This window comes from Paenibacillus sp. 01T442 (assembly GCF_056398345.1).
The window spans coordinates 27,915-45,069 of the sequence record NZ_JBFTPF010000035.1; the positions used below are offsets into that span (position 1 = coordinate 27,915).

Sequence of the window (17,155 nt, forward strand, 5' to 3'; positions counted from 1 at the left end):
TCGGAAATTCTTACATATACAATATGTGACTTCAGTATGGTATAATTCATACTTTGTAAGTTTAGAGAGAAATAGGAGAAATCATATGATTACCAAACAACTTTCACCACTTGTTCAAACGTTAGATTTGAAACCGCACCMTGAGGGTGGATGGTACAAAGAGCTATGGAAAGCCTCATTCGAAATCCCTAAAGAAGTACTCCATGCAGCCTACTCGGGTTCGCGATACGCAGCAACTTCGATCTATTTCCTGCTTCACCCAGATGAATTTTCGGAATGGCACACGGTATTGTCCGACGAGTTATGGTTATGGCACTCGGGCAGCCCGATCGTGCTTACCTTAGGAGGAACGAGCGAGCAGCCGAAAGCGACACAGGAGATTATTCTAGGTCCTGATGTACTGAACGGTCAGCATCCACAGGCTCTTGTCCCAGCACATGTATGGCAAATGGCGCGACCGCTAGGCGATGAACCCGTTCTGGTTTCCTGTGTCGTTGCACCGGGGTTCCATTATGATGATTTCAGATTAATTAAGAGATGATAGATAGATAGATAGATAGATAGATAGATAGATAGATAGATTTTGCTAAGTGCCAAGTAATTTGGTATCTTGAAGATAAGAATGATTTTAAGCGTAAAGCATACGCCGCTAGCTCTTTTTTGGAGCTGGCGGCGTTTTATTATCTTCTAAATGTGGAAAGCTTGTAGGCTTTCCGCCATTCGCACGCTAGCGCACAAATATTGTGCGCAAGGAGAGTGTCCCCGTCGGCGACAGCACGCTAGCGCACAAATATTGTGCGCAAGGAGAGTGTCCCCGTCGGCGACCGCACGCTAGCGCACAAATATTGTGCGCAACGGGATTATCCCCGTCGGTGACCGCACGCTAGCGCACAAATATTGTGCGCAACGGGATTATCCCCGTCGGCGACAGCACGCTAGCGCACAAATATTGTGCGCAAGGAGAGTGTCCCCGTCGGCGACAGCACGCTAGCGCACAAATATTGTGCGCAAGGAGAGTATCCTGTCGGCGACAGCACGCTAGCGCACAAATATTGTGCGCAAGGAGAGTATCCTGTCGGCGACAGTACGCTAGCGCACAAATATTGTGCGCAAGGAGAGTGTCCCCGTCGGCGACAGCACGCTAGCGCACAATTATTGTGCGCAAGGGGATTATCCCGGTCAGCGACAGCACGCTAGCGCACAAATATTGTGCGCAAGGGGATTATCCCGGTCGGCGACAGCACGCTAGCGCACAAATATTGTGCGCAAGGGGATTATCCCGGTCGGCGACAGCACGCTAGCGCACAATTATTGTGCGCAAGGAGAGTGTCCCCGTCGGCGATCGCACGCTAGCGCACAAAACGCCAGCGCCCGTACAACTCGAATAAATCGCCATCCACACATCCCACACAATAAACGTAATAAAACACATATTCACATCGATTGTTGTACAATAAAATGGAGTTATGGCAAGTAAATGAACGAGGTGGCAGCATGGTTAATATTTTGGTTGTAGATGATGAGCCAATGATTTGCAAGGGTGTTGCGACGATTTTGAAGCAGTCCAAGTTGGACATTAACGAGGTATTCATCGCGTATAACGGGTTTGAGGCGCTGGATTTTATACATTTGGAGAAAATTGACCTTGTTTTTACAGATATTCAGATGGAGAAAATGAATGGGATCGAGTTGATCGAGAACATTTTCTTAGAGGATCCTTCGATTCCGATTGTGATTTTGTCGGCGCATGGTGAGTTTGAGTATGCACAGAAAGCGATCCGTTTTGGAGCGAAAGAGTATTTGGTAAAGCCGATTACGCCGCCGCATCTCATTTCCGTTGTGACCAAGCTGTTGAAGGAAAAGGAAGAGAAAGGTCAGCGCTTCGCGAATTGGGAAGGCTCGCGTTCCCTGCCTGGGCACATGACGCATGAGACGAATTATTATTTGAATGAATTGGTGACAGGAACGATCCATGAGTCCGAGGTTCCTACAATAAAAGAGACACTGGATAATCGCATGAATGGCACGTATTTTAGCATATTGACTATTAAATTATCATTAGAACGTGGCGGTATTCATGATCAGGAAATATCCACGTTGAAGGATCGCAGTTTGTTGAAATACGCAGCGTTGAACATTATGGAGGAAACTGCGAGTCAGTGGAGCCATCTTGTTTTTAATAATCATAACTCGACCTTCACCTTGCTGCTGCAAATTATGGAAGAGGAAAGCCGTGGCTCGATGCGTGTGAACCAGCTTTTGATGGTGGCTCAAATGATTCATACGAATCTGCTGAAATACTTGAATGTAAAGAGTCTTATCGGCATCAGTCGCATCCATGAGGGCATAACGCAGTGGCCAGTGATGTATAAAGAAGCACTCGAGAGCCTAACTTGTTGTGAAAGCAATAAAGGTCACTATATGTTCTATATTGAGGATAAAGACAGCATCAATCAGGATCCCGAATTAACCATAACTGGCGTAGATKAGGCGAACAACCGAATCGTATATGAGACCAAAGTGTACATAGAGGGTCATTTCTGCGATAAAGGGTTGAAGCTGCAGGATATCGCAGATGCGGTGCATTTAAGTCCGAATTATTTGAGCTATTTGTTCAAAAAAGTGATGGGCACGAACATCTGGGACTATGTCACGAAGCKGCGGATGGAAGAAGGGAAGCGTCTCATTCTGACGACGGATAAACGACGCTACGAGATTTCCGAAGAAATCGGTTACGAATCACCGGAGCATTTTAGCAAAATTTTCAAAAAACATTTCGGAATTAATATCTCGGAAGTGAAGCAAACAGGTGCGTAACATACGACATACTTAGCGTAATACGACACATCGCCCTTGCCTTGAACTCCCCTTATAATCAAAAATGTAGCAACTACAAGTGAATGCGATTCGAAAGGGGAACCAAACATGAGAGCAAAGAAAGCGTCTACAATGAGTGCGATTGCTTTAACGGTATTGATAGCGGGGTGCAGTTCCGGCAATGGAACATCAAGCACGACAAGCCCAGCTCCAGCGGCAAAAGAATCCACGCCAGCTGCTGCAACAGCTGCACCTGTTGCCAAGAAAGTAACGATTACAGCTCAAAGCTTTAAAGCCGATCAAAAAGAGAAGAATGATCAGTTAGATCAGCGTATTGCTCGTTTTAAAACCAAATTCCCGAATGCTGATTTCAAAAAGGACGACTGGCAGTACAATCCGCTCGAAATCGGGATCAAAATGGCTTCGAACAGTGCGCCAACCGAGTATACGACGTATGCAACGGAAGGCAAAGTGCTTGTCGATAAGAAATGGGTCGCAGACATTACCGATTCCATGACTTCATKGGCACATGCCAAGGATATGAATGATCTACTTTCCAAACCTTTTGTCGTAAATGGGAAAACATACGGTGTGCCGATTGATGGTTACGTCATGACGATCACGTTGAATAAAAAGCTGTTCAAAGAGAAAGGCGTAGACTTGCCGCCAATGGATTGGACTTGGGATGATCTGCTGGCAGCAGCTCGCAAAATCAATGATCCAGCGAAGGGGATTGCAGGCTTTATTCCTATGGGTAAAGGGCCGGAAGCGGGCTGGAACTGGACGAATTTCCTGTATGCTGCAGGTGGCGATGTACAGAAACTAGATAATGGTAAAGTAGTCGGCGTGTTCAATTCGGACGCTGGTTTGCAAGCGCTTGAATTCTACAAGAAGCTGAAGGATGAGAACCTGATCCCGCAGAACTGGGCACTTGGTTATGGCGACGCTTTGAATGCATTTGCTCAAKGGCGTGGCGCGATGGTTATGTGTGGTAGCGGTAACGCAGCGGATACGGCGATTAACGAAGGCGGCATCAGTAAGGATGATCTCGTTGTGTATCCTATGCCTTCATTTACGAAAGGCGGCAAACATACGGGCGTACTTGGCGGTAACTATCGTGTTATTAATCCGAAGAGCGATAAAGACCAACAAGAAATGGCGTTCAAATGGATTACGGATGAGTACTTTACAGACGATTTCTTGAACTCCACGAAGAAAGAAATCGAAGATCGTAAAGGTAAGAACCGCGTTTACATTCCACAACCGATCAACTACTGGAAAGATTCCTCGGATTTCGGTAAAAAGTATACAGATCTCTTAACGAAGTACGATAACGTGTTCAAATACGACCCACAATTGCTCGCTCTATGGGATGGTAAGCCAGAAGCGCAATACGAAGCTCAAAAGTTCTATACAGAAATGGCGAATGTTATTCAAAAAGTATTTACGACGAAAGATGTGGACTTGAAAAAAGCACTGTCTGAAGCCGCGACCAAAGTTCAAACGGAAACGTTTGACAAAGTGAAGGTCGAATAGGTAAGCCTAACTTACTTCTACCTGCGGCCGCTTATTCTGGAGTGGCTGTAGGTAGAGGTTGTCTCACTATAAGGAGTGTTTAGGATGGATGCAGAGCTGAGTTCACAACCTATCGTAGCAAGTCGGGTATCGAAGAAGAAAATGAGCTGGTATGTATGGGGTACGCTGTTTATTTTACCGGAAGTCGTCTTATTCATTATCTTTCTATGGGTGCCTATTTTCAAAGGGATTTTCTATAGCTTCTACAACGTTGATTTCGTTGATGGCAATCATTTCACTGGCTTAGCAAATTATGTGAGTATTCTGAAGGATGATCTACTTTGGATTTCAATTAAGAATACATTGATCTATATGGCTTTGGGGATTATTCTCGGCTTCTGGATCCCACCGGTAGTCGCAATCGCCGTTTCCGAGCTTCGTCGGTTTCAGGGGGCCGCACGTATCATCAGCTATTTACCTAGTGCAGTTCCTGCCATTGTTTTGTACGGCATGTGGATGTGGTTCTTTGATGCTGTAGGGCCGATTAACAGTCTGTTGCAGAAAATAGGCATAGACCAAGTTTCGTTCTTTAGTCCGAAATTAGCGATGGCTTCGATTGTTGTTCTAGAAACATGGCAAAGCTTCGGTGCGGCTACGTTAATCTATATCGCCGCGATCGTCGGGATTCCGAAGGATTTGTACGAAGCTGCTGAAATTGATGGCGCCAGTGTGTGGCAGCGCGTTCGCTATATCATTTTGCCTAGTATCAAAACCTTAATGGGATTATTGCTGGTTCTCCAACTGATCACGACCTCTCAAGGCTTCCAAGCACAACTATCGATGACGGATGGCGGTCCGAATAATGCAACGCTGACGTACTTGTTATGGCTTAACCACACGGCGTTCCGTGATTTGGAATTCGGCAAAGCGAGTGCCATGGGCAGCTTGATGTTCTTTGTGCTCATTGGAATGACCATCCTTTACAACGTCATGCAGCGTAGGAGTGAGAAAGCATGAAGCAAGGCGAACGAGGATTAATTTCCCAGCATGATTTCAAAAAAGGTTCCGTCAAATTCGGTTACACCCTCATGGTGCTGCTCATCGTGGCGATTGCGGTTACGACCATCTATCCGTTTCTGAATACGTTTTTTGGCTCACTGAAAACGCGGGAAGAGTTTTTTACCTTTCCTCCCACTTTTTTTCCGAAACATTGGATTTGGAAAAATTATGACGATGCTTTCAACAGCTTCGACCTGCCTTTGTTGACGTTTTTGAAAAATACCATTCTCATTTATATTGGTAATGTCGTGTGCTCCTTGTTGTTTATCGGGCTAGCCGCATATGCGTTATCTCATTTGAAAGTCCCGTTCAAGCGATGGATAACACTGTTCTTTTTCTCCACACTGTTGATTCCACCGGCAACGTATATCGTACCTAACTTTTTGAATTTGAAAAGCTTAGGGATGATCAATACCTACTGGGCCTTCTGGCTGCCCGCGGCGGCGAATGCCTATTTCATGCTCCTGCTCAAAAATTTCTTCGATGGCATTCACAAAGAAGTACTGGAAGCTGCGCGTATCGATGGGGCAAGTGAGTTCAAATCTTTCATTAGGATTGCAATTCCGCTGTCGATGCCAATCATTGGTACGCTTCTCATGCTGTCGTTCTCAACGACGTGGAATGATTTCTACTGGCCGAGCATTGTGATGACGGATAAAAGCATGTACCCGCTGGCCACAGGTATTTATCGTTATGTGGTGTATTCCAACTCTGTCATTCCATGGAGTGTACGCTTCGCGGTGTTGACCATGGCGATGTTGCCGCCAGTACTGTTCTTCTTGATTTTCCAAAAGTTTATGATTCGCGGCTTATCAGTATCCAGCGTGAAAGGATAGGGAGAAGCGTCCTTCAGAATGCGAATTCTGGAGGCGTTTTCTTTTGCGTTTAAAGGAGTTTCTTTCCGGCATAGCGAACGTACTGATAGTCTAACTAACAGCGGTGCTGCTCCTGGCAGCTTGACGGAAAGCTTTTTGAAAGGATGGTAAGAGGGATGCGTACAATGCTGCAAAATATGAAGCTGATGAAAAAGTTGATCCTGCTGCTTATCATCTTCGTGGTGATTCCAACCCTCGTGTTGGATTTGGTCGTTGCCAAAAAGCTGGAATCCATTAYAGAAGAACAAGTTGGTACAGCTCTGCTTCAATTAGTCCGGGGAAGTCATTTAACACTAGACCGTGAAAGCAGTGATTTTGAAGAAAAAACGGAGAAAATTATGATTTCGCAAGAAATCCAACAATTAGTGAGCGTTCCATCATCCTCTGAATATGAACGTTTTGAAATTTTCAAAGCGTTAGATAAATATTTGAACAATTACTCAACCAATTCGGTGCGATATTCCTTGTTTTTCTCGGATAAGGATAAGTTGTATTCGTTCGTTCCTAATTCAGATCTGTTGAATAATGGCGTGTTTTATTCGACGGATATGACGGATCTTTCGTGGTATAAAGCGGTTGGCAATGCGAAGGGCAAGGGGATAATTCGTGTTATAGATAAATTCGGACATAACCCGAACAACACGCAAACTGTGGCCTATTTGAGGCAGTTAAACAGTATATATAACGGCGAAACGGTTATTGGCTACTTGGTTGTGTCAGGTATTGAAACACCTTTACAGATGGATTTCGTCCCTTTTGATAAGTACAAAGATGCCCAGATTCTTCTGTTAGATCCCGATAACACGGTCTTAGCTACGAATACAGAAGCTTTCGGGATTGGCTCAAAGTTTGGTGTACCCGAGGGCAAGGAAGAAGGGGTTTATAAGCAAATCGAGAGCGGTAATGAGATCATGTCGGTCATACATACGAGTGAATTTACGGGGACTAAGCTGCTGATGCGCGTTCCAGTCCAATCGATCATTATCGATCATATCAGTGTTCAACGTTTAGTAGATTGGATTATGTTGATTTATTTTTTTATTTTGATTTTGGCGAGTATGTATTTCATCCAATCGATTTTGAAGCCTATTTCTCGGCTGGCTCGAATCACGAATTCGTATCACCCTGGTAAACCTTTGGCCATTAGCATGCACGCGGAGAGTAAAAATGAGATCATGCTTCTGAGCAATCATTTCATCCGTATGACCAATCGCTTGAATCAAACGATTTATGATCAATATGAGCTTGAATTAAAGCATAAGGAAGTTGAATTGTCGATATTACATACACAAATCAATCCACATCTTCTCTATAACACGTTGGAGTCCGTCTACTGGCATACGTTAATGGAAGKAGCGGCGGAATCAGCAGAAATGATTAAGGATTTGTCGCTCATTATGCGGATTGGGCTTAGTAAGGGCAAACTGCTCATTCCGGTGCTGGAAGAAATTAATCATGCGGAAGCGTATGTACGGCTCCAGCTGTTCCGCTATGAGTATGCATTTAAGGCTTATTGGGAAATCGAAGAGGAGGCCAAACGGTTTCTAATGCCAAAGGTGCTCCTGCAACCGATTATTGAGAATGCCATCCTCCACGGAATCAAGAATATGAGCCATGATGGGGAGCTTTGGATCAAGGTGAAACATACGGAAGGGAAACTGATTATCAGCGTTGAGGACAACGGCTATCGTATGCCGGATATCGGGATGTTGAATGCCATTTTACAGGGGAAAGAGAGTAGTAAGGGATTCGGTATTATTAATGTGCAAAAGCGGATTCAGCTGCATTTCGGGGAAGGCTATGGCCTGCAGTATGCGTTGCGGGAGGATCAGGGAGTGCGGGCGTGGATTGAGATTCCAGCGGTGATGGATGAGACGGATTTGAAGTAAGGGGGGGAGCTGCAAAGTGCAAGTGCAACCCTTACATCCCGCCGTATTACCGTGGCCGCTGCCATTTCTTGCGATAGACTAGAGGCGTGTCGCCGGTACGGTCTTTGAACAAATTGATGAAGTGGCTGACGTTGTCAATGCCGAGGGTGACAGCTATTTCTGATACAGGCATGTCGGAGTATTTCAATCGTTCCTTGGCATGTGTCATTCGGATGCTAATCAAGTATTCGTGTGGCGAGAAGCCTGTATATTGCTTAAACCGTTTGGCCATGTGGTACTTGCTAACGGCATGTTCTCGAGCGAGCTCGTCTAAGGAGATGGATTCCGTAAATCTGGATGTCAGGGTTTGACATATCGCATCAATGTAATCAGGCTTGTCCGATTCGGATAAGCCTATTTGCTTTGCAGAGAGGACGATCTCCGTCAACAGCTCAACTAGCAACTTTGATGTGAGGAACTCTGTTCCAGCATTTCTTTGTTGTTGGATCTGCAGTGTCTGGCGCAATAGCGTGGAAACGGGTGATTCGTTGTTTTGCTGCAAAACTGGCTCGTGTGACGCTGCGTACTGCTCATAATAGGCTGACGAAGCACTCCCGTGAAAATGTACCCATAGAAGCTCGAGCGGCTCCTGGGGGTGGGTCGCGTAGTGATGATGGGTATCACAATGGATGAAAAATAACTGATGAGCTCCTAAAGAATAACTATTATCCCGATAAGTCAACTGTCCTCTACCTCGCAAAATGTATGCAATCAAATAKGAGTCAAGACCTTCCCGTTCTGTGAAATAACCTGGGAGTGTAAGGAAGTGACCGATTTCTTGTACATAACACAGGTTCGCTTTGGCGAACGTGGAAGGACTTGAGATGAAACGAATCGAGTCTTCCGACCATGCGGTAGTGAAATTTTCTTTCATAAGAGAAACGCCTCCGATATTACAGCAAGATTCTATTATTTTAAACCAAGATCCTTGGATGATATCTTGATTGTAAGCCATTACAATAAGTTTATAAAGCTATTATTTATGGATGAATGGAGATGCTTCAATGTCAATTTACCCAGCAATTAAGCCAAGCATCAAGCCGCGAATTGGGTTGTACTCCGTGGGACTCCGAGCATATTGGGAGCAGTTTCCTGGTTTAAAGGAACGATTAGAAGAATATGGACGTTTTATTGAACGAAAAATGTCCGCATGGGGAGACGTATATTACTATGGCCTCGTTGATACGGAAGGGGAAGGGCGGAAGGCCGGTGAGTGGCTGAACGAGCGGCAAGTGGATCTTGTATTCTGCCATGCAGCAACCTACTCCACAAGTTCTACCGTGCTACCGGTGCATCAAATTTGTAAATCACCTGTTGTCTTCCTCAATTTGCAGCCGACGGCGAGACTTAATTATGAACAGTCGACGACAGGGGAATGGTTGGCGCATTGCGGAGCTTGTCCTGTGCCAGAGTTCGCCAATGTGTTCAATCGAGCGGGCATCCCATTCCGAGTTGTAAATGGCACGCTGGGGCTCGATTATACGCCAGCCATCTCATTGACGAATGAAGTGACGCATGAGCGCCGTGAAGCAGTGCGTGCGTGGAAAGAAATTGAAGAGTGGGTACGAGCAGCAGGAGTACCTAGGACCTTGCAGCATAGCCGCTTCGGTTTCTTAGGCAATACCTATAGCGGGATGCTAGATATGTATAGTGATTTTACGATGATTTCTGCGCAGACAGGTCTGCATGTAGAAGTGCTTGAAATGTGTGATCTGGACCGCATGTTGCGAGAAGTGACGGCACAGGATGTGAAACAGAAGCTGGATGAACTGTATGACATGTTCCAAATCAGCGGAGACTCCCCTTCGGATCCGATTGCGAAAAAGCCAACGGAAGAGCAGCTGGAGTGGTCTTGTCGGGTAGCTGCCGCGCAAGAGAAGCTTGTGCGCGCCTATGATTTAGACGCCTTGTCGTACTATTACCATGGCGCGCCTGGTGGTGGATACGAGAAGCTGCAAGGCGGCTTCATTGTTGGTCACTCGCTGCTAACAGCGCGTGGCATTCCTTGTTCTGGCGAAGGAGACCTGAAGACAGCTGTCGCGATGAAAATCAGCGATATTCTCGGCGTCGGCGGCTCCTTCTCGGAAATCGTCGTCGTGGATTATATCGACGAGACGATTCTGCTTGGCCATGACGGGCCGTTCCACATCGCGATTTCCGAAGGAAAGCCGATTTTACGAGGCATGGGGCTTTATCACGGCAAGCAGGGCACGGGCGTGTCCGTCGAAGCCAAGGTGAAGACAGGMGCGATCACGACGCTGAATGTGACGCAGACGGGGGACGGGCGGCTGAAGCTGATCTCCAGCGAAGGCGAGTCGACGAACGGGCCGATCATGAAGATCGGCAACACACAGACGCCGGTGAAGTTCCGTGAGCACCCGGATGCGTACATGTCGCGCTGGTTTGCAGAAGCGCCAACGCATCACTGCGCGATGTCCATTGGGCACAATGCGTCCCAGTTTCAGAAAGTGGCGGAGCTGATGAATGTGAAGCATGTGATTTTGTAGCTGATACGATAGCATGAGAGTGGAGTTAGTCGATGAAACCGACTTACTACAACCACCAAATAGAAAACGCAACAGTCCGTAAAGGACAGTTGCGTTTTTTGTATCCACGTACTTAACTCCGTACCTCTGCCGCGGCATTCCTTCTCATTTCAACCAGATGACAGTGGGTGCTCCAATTCATTCGTATATCCACATTCGTGGAAGTGCTTGATTAATTTTGCGGTAAGGAAGATAGATCTTCGGATGAATCAGAAATTCCTGTCACATCAATGTAATGATCGATGGAATCAAGAACCTGACTTAACGGAGATTGCGTAAAAATAATGCGATCCGCGTGTATAGCGTTATAAGTGCTATCATCTTTGTTAATTTTGAAACCTCTATAATTCTCGTAAATAGTTTTCATGGCAATCGCTCCTTCGCTAGGATGTATATAATAAAATACCATCTTATGGATAAGTTTGGTAGAGGTGTAAAATAAGAGATTCTGTCAGTTTATGAATGTTCATGTGAATTTCACATTAAATTCGTGAATTGGAGAGGATAATAGGTAGTCATACGTGTTTTTTGCTATTCTGTTCTTTTTTATGTTACAGTTAAGTGGAGGTGATTTCAAGTGTTAAAATTAAGTATTTTGGATCAATCGCAAATTGGAGAAGGTCGTAATGCCGCGCAGACGTTGGCCGAGACGACTGAACTCGCACAAGAAGCTGATCGTATTGGCTACAGCCGATTCTGGGTGTCGGAGCATCATGCTTCACAAGCCTTGGCGCATTCAAGTCCAGAGGTTCTGATCGCGCATTTGGCAGCCAAAACAGAGCGCATCCGACTAGGCTCTGGAGGCATCATGATGCCGCATTATAGCGCATATAAAGTTGCTGAAAACTTCCGCTTGTTAGAGGCTCTCCATCCGGGGCGTATCGATGTTGGGCTTGGCCGTGCACCAGGCGGCATGCCAATATCCACGCGTGCGCTGCAAGAGGGCAAATATACAGGTGTTGACCAATACCCGCAGCAAATCGCTGATTTGACGGGTTATTTATATGATTCACTTCCAGCGGGCCATAGGTTCGCCGCGCTGCAAGCGTCGCCAATAATCTCGACGGCACCAGAGATTTGGCTGCTCGGCTCTTCCTATGACAGCGCAAGAATTGCTGCTGATCAAGGGGCGGCTTTCGGCTTTGCGCAATTTTTTGGGAACGCCGATTGTGAGCAGGCGCTGCGCATTTATCGCGAGCAGTTCACACCATCGATCCTGAATGAAAAGCCTCATTCCTTAGCAGCCGTGTTGGTTATCTGTGCAGATACGGAAGAAGAAGCGAATCAACTGGCGCTTAGCACAGATTTGTTCTTCTTGTCTTTAGGCCGCGGCATGCTGCTACCGTCATTCCCATCCGTGAATACGGCGCTCAATTACCCGTATACGGAGAATGACTATGCGATGATTCGCAATGGTCGTCATAGACGAATTGTTGGTACGCCTAAGCAAGTGAAGGAAGAGATTTTGAAGTTGAATGAAGCGTATCAGGCGGATGAAATCATGGTCGTTTCGCCGATTCATAACATCGAAGCGCGATTGCATTCATATCGCCTTCTGGCGAAAGCGTTCGATTTGTAGAGATAAGGGGCCAGCAGGCCTCTTGTCGATCAACGCTTCACCTGTAAACAATACTCTCTATCCGAACGGAGCTCTCTTTGTCTAGCGGCACACCGTTTGTCAAACATCAAGCCCCTTGTCATTCACGTCATCCCGGCTCCCGCCACGCCATTAACTGGAAAAAGTACATCTAATTTCACCGAATTTGCTTGAAAATGAGAAATAACTGGATTTCATGTAGCTAATTTCAGCGATTTTGGTTTGATTTCGGTCACACTGAGCAAATTAGCTGTATGTTTTCCAGTTATTCTCAAGAATCCGCGATTTCGAGAGGAATTAGCTACATGTTTTCCATTTATTTTGCGGGGGAGAGTGGTTGGAGGTAATGAGTGGGGTTATAGTAGGGAGAGAGTATGGTTGGAGGTAGGAAGTGAGGCAGGTTGTGCGGGTATAGTAGTCTCAGTAAGTGGTTGGAGGTACGTGCGCCGCGTTATTATGCGATCTTTTTCCCATTTCCCTACCGTCCTCCCACAGACAGCTTGCTCTATTATGAAACCTATATTTGCGTTTTTTGGTAACTGCCATTACACTTAAACAAAAAACGGTGGAGTGGTGGCATGAGTAAGAATCGCGTATGGAACAAGGGAAAACGGAATGGTGGAGGCGGTCCAGCACCTGGGACAAGCTACAAAGAGAAGCTTGCAGCAGAGCAGCCTTTTAAAGCAGAAGTGATCGATCTCTCGAATCCGATTAATCAAGTGAAGCGCATGAGCCGTGAGAACTGGGTGGAACGTCCGACCCGACCAGCACGCGCGCAACAGCCGAATAAGTAACAATCGCGAACAGCCTATCTAGTCTCCATTAATGGAGATGGTGAAGGCTCTTTTTTATGCCAAAATTCTCGTTAGCTAGTCACTCATGTGACTTTTTCCGCCTAAATCCTCATATAAATGGAAAAAGTGCCGAAGGTGGAGATGGTTATGTACCAAGCGGATAAGGTTTGACGAAGGAGGCCATGCATCATGAGATCCGTGTTGAAGCTAGAAATCGAGGAAGCGAAGGTGATGATTGCTGCGGGTATTCAAGCTGCGGAGAAAGCTCAAGCGGCAGAAACGATTTGTATCGTCGACGAAGGCGGTTATTTGTTGGCCTTAGAGCGAATGAACGGGGCACGCAACACGAGCCMTGAGCTGGCAATGGCGAAAGCTTTTACGGCAAGTGGGCATAGACGTTCTACACACTTGTTTAATCAGCCTGGCGGGCCAGCAACGATCCATGGGGAAGCGTTTGGCATTCATGCCATGATGCCGGGGAAGTTTGCGATTTTCGTAGGCGGATTTCCTATCGTGGTTAACGGTCAAGTCATTGGCKGGGTTGGCGTGAGTGGAGGAGCTGGCGAGGAGGATATTGCCGTTGGTGTGGCGACCTTGAAGGCACTGCAGCAGCACCTAGGTGATCAATTCGAAGTGCTTACCGATGCAGATATTAAAAAGTGAGAAGAGGAGCGACCGCGCAATAAGTAACTCTTATAATAAGAAACCCCCAACACCTCTCCATGGAGAGAAGTCGGGGGTCGATTAACTACAGCAAGCTTCTAACGTACGAGAACGTTTCTTCAATCGTATGATCTTGGAGCCGCTCTAACGAAATGTCGACACCAGGCTTATACGTGTGAAGTTTTGCTAAAAAGGAGGATGTCTCGAATATGCCTTTACCTGACTCAATTTCGTTCTTTTTACCATGATTCACAACATAATCTTTCAAATGAGTGAGCACAATTCGGCTGCCAAAAGTTGCGAAGGCATGATCCAAGAAAGCATCTTGATCCCGTGGCTCAACCACAGTCGGCGATATGAGATTAACCGGATCAAAAACAACACCTAACGTGCTGGAAGGCACTTCGGCTAAGATTTGAGCCATTTTCTCTGTGCTGGACAAAGTATGTGTGACAACCGGCTCTAATCCGATATGAACACCCCAACGCTCGGCTTCTTCTGCTAATTCCTCAACCGTTTGCTTCAAGATGGACCATCCTTTGGCCTCATACCCGTTAGCATCCTCCGCAAGATACGTTGTTAGATCACCTGTTTCAGTAGCCACGATGGACGTTCCGAAATCACGGGCGTATCGCAAATGCTCTTTGAATCTATCGATCTCATAACGGCGCTGCTGTGGATCGGGATGCACGGGATTGATATAACATCCGAGCACGCCAATCCGCACGCCTGCGCGATGAAATTGCTCGCCAATATGATTGGCGAGAGCTGGGCTTAATTTCCCGAGACTTAAATCATAATCGCTAATCGCTTTACTAAGTGCTAACTGAACGAAGTCGATGCTTCGTCCGCTTAACTTCGCGGTCAATTCCTTCAAGGGCAGATGGCCGACGGTATGAGCGAGTGTCCCGATACCCATCTATCTGGCCATCCATCCGCCGTCCACGCATAGTACGTGTCCGTTCATATAATCGGAAGCACCCGAAGACAAGAACACAACAGGACCTTTCAAATCTTCAGGTGAACCCCAACGACCTGCTGGAATACGCTCCGTGATAGAAGCTGTACGTTTCTCATCTTTGAGAATCGGAGCTGTGTTATTCGTCGTCATATAGCCCGGAGCAATGGCATTAATTTGAATGCCTTTGCCAGCCCATTCGTTCGCTAATGCTTTCGTTACACCTGCAATCGCATGCTTACTTGCTGTGTACCCTGGCACGTTAATTCCACCTTGATACGTCAGCATGGAAGCAATATTCACGATTTTACCGCTGCCGCGTTCGATCATGTGACGACCAATCAGCTGGCATAAGAAGAATGCCGAGTTCAAGTTCAGATCAATCACATCGTGCCAATCTTGACGTGCGTGGTCAACAGCTGGAGTACGACGGATAATACCCGCGTTATTTACAAGGATATCGATGCTGCCGTAAATGCCAATCGCTCTAGCAACAACATCCTCAAGGATGTCTTCATTGCTTAGATCTGCAGCGATAAGCTCTGCTTTGCCGCCTAATGCGCGGATCGCTTCAACAGTCTGTACGCTTTCAGAAGAGGAAACCGCGATAACGTTCGCGCCTGCTTCTGCAAGTCCGATCGCCATAGCTTGGCCTAGGCCGCCTGAAGCGCCTGTAACGAATGCTGTTTTTCCCGATAGATTAAAAAGTGTCATGACGTACTCCTTTTCAAAATAAGTAATTATTGGTTTCACGGTTGATGTAGTTGTTCCGCTTAAAGAGTTTCAATCTGGATGCCTGTATCACGGAACTGCTGGGCCGTTTCTTCTGATAACCCGCTATCGGTTAAAATCATAGCCACTTCAGAAAGGGAAGCGAAAGTTCGCAACGCACATTGTCCGAACTTGAAATGATCGATAACCCCATAGACGGTTGCGCTGGAGCTGATTAAGGCACGTTTATACTCAACTAGATCATTGGTGTAAATCGTAAAGCCATGCTGCAGATGCACCCCAGTAGCAGAAATGAACGATTTCTGTATGTTGAGGCCTCGCACATAGTCTACGGCTTCTGGGCCGGCAAGCATGTTGCGCAGACGATAACCGCCGGGCACAACTAGCCGAATTTCATCCTTATGGACAAGCTCGGAGATGATATATAAATCGTTAGTGACAACGGTAAGCGGCTGATTATCCAGCCGCCTAGCAATTTCAAGCGTTGTCGAGCCACCATCCAATGCGATAATATCGCGAGGTTGGATGTATCGGAGTGCGAGAGAGGCAATCTCCGATTTTTTGTCCGCATGCTTAATATTCGGTTCTTTCGCAGAGAGAATGCCTAACTGATCACTTTGAGCTAGCATAGCACCGCCATGAATGCGGATAAGCAGCCCCTTTTCTTCCAGCTTGGCTAAATCTTCGCGAATGGTTTTTCCTGTTACTTGCAGACGTTCACTCAGCTCATTCACGGTGACTTCTTTCTGAGCGAGTAAAACTTCCATGATCGTTTCATATCTACGTAATGGATTCATCGGGATTCATCCGTTCTTCTAATGGGAGTACCGATTATTTCAAATCTTGCATAGCAACTGCGTCCATATCGTTGAACATTTGATTTTCGCCAGCCATACCCCAAATGAATGTGTAGTTGTTCGTGCCAACGCCACTGTGAATGGACCAGCTAGGTGAGATGACAGCTTGCTCATTGCGCATAACAACGTGACGAGTTTGTTGCGGCTCACCCATCATGTGGAAGACAACTGCATCTTCTGGCATGTCAAAATAGAAATAAACCTCGGAACGACGGTTGTGCGTATGAGTCGGCATTGTATTCCACATGTTGCCTGGCTTCAATAATGTCATACCCATAACAAGTTGACAGCTTTGAATGCCATCCAAGTGGATGTATTTATAAATCGTACGCTCATTGGAAGTGTTGATGCTGCCTAGGTGAGCAGGTGTCGCTTCGCTAATCGCTACTTTTACAGTCGGGTACGCCCGGTGCGCTGGTGTGGAGTTGAAGTAGAACTTCGCTGGGTTCGCTGCATCATCGCTTGCGAAGGAAATTTCTTTGGAGCCAAGACCGATGTAAATGCAGTCTTTGGAATCCATTGTGTACGCTGTGCCATCGACAGTGATTGTTCCTCTAGCACCAACGTTGATAATACCGATTTCGCGGCGCTCTAAGAAGTAATCAGCAGCCATTTCTTTCGTGTCAGCTTCTAATTTAAGCGTTTCAGTTGTAGGCAAAACACCACCGATAATAAAACGATCAACGTGTGAGTAAACTAATGTCACTTGGTTTTCTGTAAATAAGGATTGAATTTGAAATTCAGCTTGTAAACGTTCAGTATCAAATTGTTTAACTTCATTCGGGTKGGATGCATAGCGGATATCCATGGATTA

At 46.3% G+C, this 17,155-nt stretch carries 16 protein-coding genes; 10 read left to right on the top strand and 6 right to left on the bottom strand.

What is annotated here, in order from left to right:
- Positions 1-88: 88 nt before the first annotated feature.
- From AC1DLM_RS22145 to AC1DLM_RS22170, 6 genes are all read left to right on the top strand, one after another.
- Positions 89-541, top strand: a complete 453-nt coding sequence (locus AC1DLM_RS22145; RefSeq protein ID WP_477571241.1) for a cupin domain-containing protein — start codon at positions 89-91, stop codon at positions 539-541.
- Between the two features lie 953 nt (positions 542-1,494).
- Positions 1,495-2,817 carry a response regulator transcription factor gene (locus AC1DLM_RS22150; RefSeq protein WP_477571219.1) on the top strand — a complete coding sequence of 441 codons (1,323 nt, stop codon included), beginning with the start codon at positions 1,495-1,497 and terminating at the stop codon, positions 2,815-2,817.
- 108 nt (positions 2,818-2,925) lie between these two features.
- Positions 2,926-4,353 carry an ABC transporter substrate-binding protein gene (locus AC1DLM_RS22155; RefSeq protein WP_477571220.1) on the top strand — a complete coding sequence of 476 codons (1,428 nt, stop codon included), beginning with the start codon at positions 2,926-2,928 and terminating at the stop codon, positions 4,351-4,353.
- Positions 4,354-4,437: 84 nt separating this feature from the next.
- A complete protein-coding gene (locus AC1DLM_RS22160) occupies positions 4,438-5,349 on the top strand; it encodes a carbohydrate ABC transporter permease (protein WP_477571221.1) in 912 nt (303 codons plus the stop codon).
- Positions 5,346-6,227 (top strand): carbohydrate ABC transporter permease, encoded by an 882-nt coding sequence (locus tag AC1DLM_RS22165; protein ID WP_477571222.1) that lies wholly within the window; start codon positions 5,346-5,348, stop codon positions 6,225-6,227. Before AC1DLM_RS22160 ends, AC1DLM_RS22165 begins: the two co-directional genes overlap by 4 nt.
- Positions 6,228-6,382: 155 nt before the next feature.
- Positions 6,383-8,155 carry a sensor histidine kinase gene (locus AC1DLM_RS22170; RefSeq protein WP_477571223.1) on the top strand — a complete coding sequence of 591 codons (1,773 nt, stop codon included), beginning with the start codon at positions 6,383-6,385 and terminating at the stop codon, positions 8,153-8,155.
- A 46-nt stretch (positions 8,156-8,201) separates the two neighbouring features.
- Here the strand turns inward: AC1DLM_RS22170 and AC1DLM_RS22175 are convergent, their stop codons facing one another.
- A complete protein-coding gene (locus tag AC1DLM_RS22175; protein WP_477571224.1) occupies positions 8,202-9,068 on the bottom strand; it encodes a helix-turn-helix domain-containing protein in 867 nt (288 codons plus the stop codon).
- Between the two features lie 130 nt (positions 9,069-9,198).
- Here AC1DLM_RS22175 and AC1DLM_RS22180 point away from each other — a divergent pair, with 130 nt between their 5' ends.
- Positions 9,199-10,701, top strand: a complete 1,503-nt coding sequence (locus tag AC1DLM_RS22180; RefSeq protein WP_477571225.1) for an L-fucose/L-arabinose isomerase family protein — start codon at positions 9,199-9,201, stop codon at positions 10,699-10,701.
- Positions 10,702-10,912: 211 nt separating this feature from the next.
- Here AC1DLM_RS22180 and AC1DLM_RS22185 read toward each other — a convergent pair whose 3' ends face one another.
- Entirely contained in the window at positions 10,913-11,107 is a 195-nt protein-coding gene (locus AC1DLM_RS22185; RefSeq protein ID WP_441990339.1) for a hypothetical protein, read from the bottom strand.
- Positions 11,108-11,317: 210 nt separating this feature from the next.
- Here AC1DLM_RS22185 and AC1DLM_RS22190 point away from each other — a divergent pair, with 210 nt between their 5' ends.
- The 3 genes from AC1DLM_RS22190 to AC1DLM_RS22200 all read left to right on the top strand — a co-directional run bounded on the left by AC1DLM_RS22190 (position 11,318) and on the right by AC1DLM_RS22200 (position 13,794).
- Complete coding sequence (locus AC1DLM_RS22190) at positions 11,318-12,319, top strand: LLM class flavin-dependent oxidoreductase (RefSeq protein ID WP_477571226.1); 1,002 nt, start codon at positions 11,318-11,320, stop codon at positions 12,317-12,319.
- A gap of 596 nt (positions 12,320-12,915) precedes the next feature.
- Positions 12,916-13,131 carry a hypothetical protein gene (locus AC1DLM_RS22195; RefSeq protein WP_171635149.1) on the top strand — a complete coding sequence of 72 codons (216 nt, stop codon included), beginning with the start codon at positions 12,916-12,918 and terminating at the stop codon, positions 13,129-13,131.
- 189 nt (positions 13,132-13,320) lie between these two features.
- Complete coding sequence (locus tag AC1DLM_RS22200) at positions 13,321-13,794, top strand: GlcG/HbpS family heme-binding protein (protein WP_477571227.1); 474 nt, start codon at positions 13,321-13,323, stop codon at positions 13,792-13,794.
- 85 nt (positions 13,795-13,879) lie between these two features.
- On the opposite strand, the gene AC1DLM_RS22205 is transcribed toward AC1DLM_RS22200, so the two are convergent.
- Genes AC1DLM_RS22205 through kduI form a run of 4 tightly spaced genes read right to left on the bottom strand, consistent with a single transcriptional unit; the run spans position 13,880 to position 17,149 of the window.
- Complete coding sequence (locus tag AC1DLM_RS22205; protein ID WP_477571228.1) at positions 13,880-14,713, bottom strand: sugar phosphate isomerase/epimerase family protein; 834 nt, start codon at positions 14,711-14,713, stop codon at positions 13,880-13,882.
- Positions 14,714-15,466, bottom strand: coding sequence for a 2-dehydro-3-deoxy-D-gluconate 5-dehydrogenase KduD (gene kduD, locus AC1DLM_RS22210; RefSeq protein WP_276574892.1), 753 nt, complete (start codon positions 15,464-15,466; stop codon positions 14,714-14,716).
- 59 nt (positions 15,467-15,525) lie between these two features.
- On the bottom strand, positions 15,526-16,281 hold the full coding sequence (locus AC1DLM_RS22215; protein WP_171635155.1) for a DeoR/GlpR family DNA-binding transcription regulator: 756 nt from the start codon (positions 16,279-16,281) through the stop codon (positions 15,526-15,528).
- 34 nt (positions 16,282-16,315) lie between these two features.
- Positions 16,316-17,149 carry a 5-dehydro-4-deoxy-D-glucuronate isomerase gene (gene kduI / locus AC1DLM_RS22220; RefSeq protein ID WP_477571229.1) on the bottom strand — a complete coding sequence of 278 codons (834 nt, stop codon included), beginning with the start codon at positions 17,147-17,149 and terminating at the stop codon, positions 16,316-16,318.
- Positions 17,150-17,155 lie beyond the last annotated feature (6 nt).

Excerpts from the sequence above, each read along its gene's own strand:
- AC1DLM_RS22160 (WP_477571221.1), top strand. The coding sequence starts at position 4,438 with ATGGATGCAGAGCTGAGTTCACAACCTATCGTAGCAAGTCGGGTATCG.
- AC1DLM_RS22165 (WP_477571222.1), top strand. The coding sequence starts at position 5,346 with ATGAAGCAAGGCGAACGAGGATTAATTTCCCAGCATGATTTCAAAAAA.
- AC1DLM_RS22185 (WP_441990339.1), bottom strand. The coding sequence starts at position 11,107 with ATGAAAACTATTTACGAGAATTATAGAGGTTTCAAAATTAACAAAGAT.
- AC1DLM_RS22195 (WP_171635149.1), top strand. The coding sequence starts at position 12,916 with ATGAGTAAGAATCGCGTATGGAACAAGGGAAAACGGAATGGTGGAGGC.
- AC1DLM_RS22205 (WP_477571228.1), bottom strand. The coding sequence starts at position 14,713 with ATGGGTATCGGGACACTCGCTCATACCGTCGGCCATCTGCCCTTGAAG.
- kduD (WP_276574892.1), bottom strand. The coding sequence starts at position 15,466 with ATGACACTTTTTAATCTATCGGGAAAAACAGCATTCGTTACAGGCGCT.
- AC1DLM_RS22215 (WP_171635155.1), bottom strand. The coding sequence starts at position 16,281 with ATGAATCCATTACGTAGATATGAAACGATCATGGAAGTTTTACTCGCT.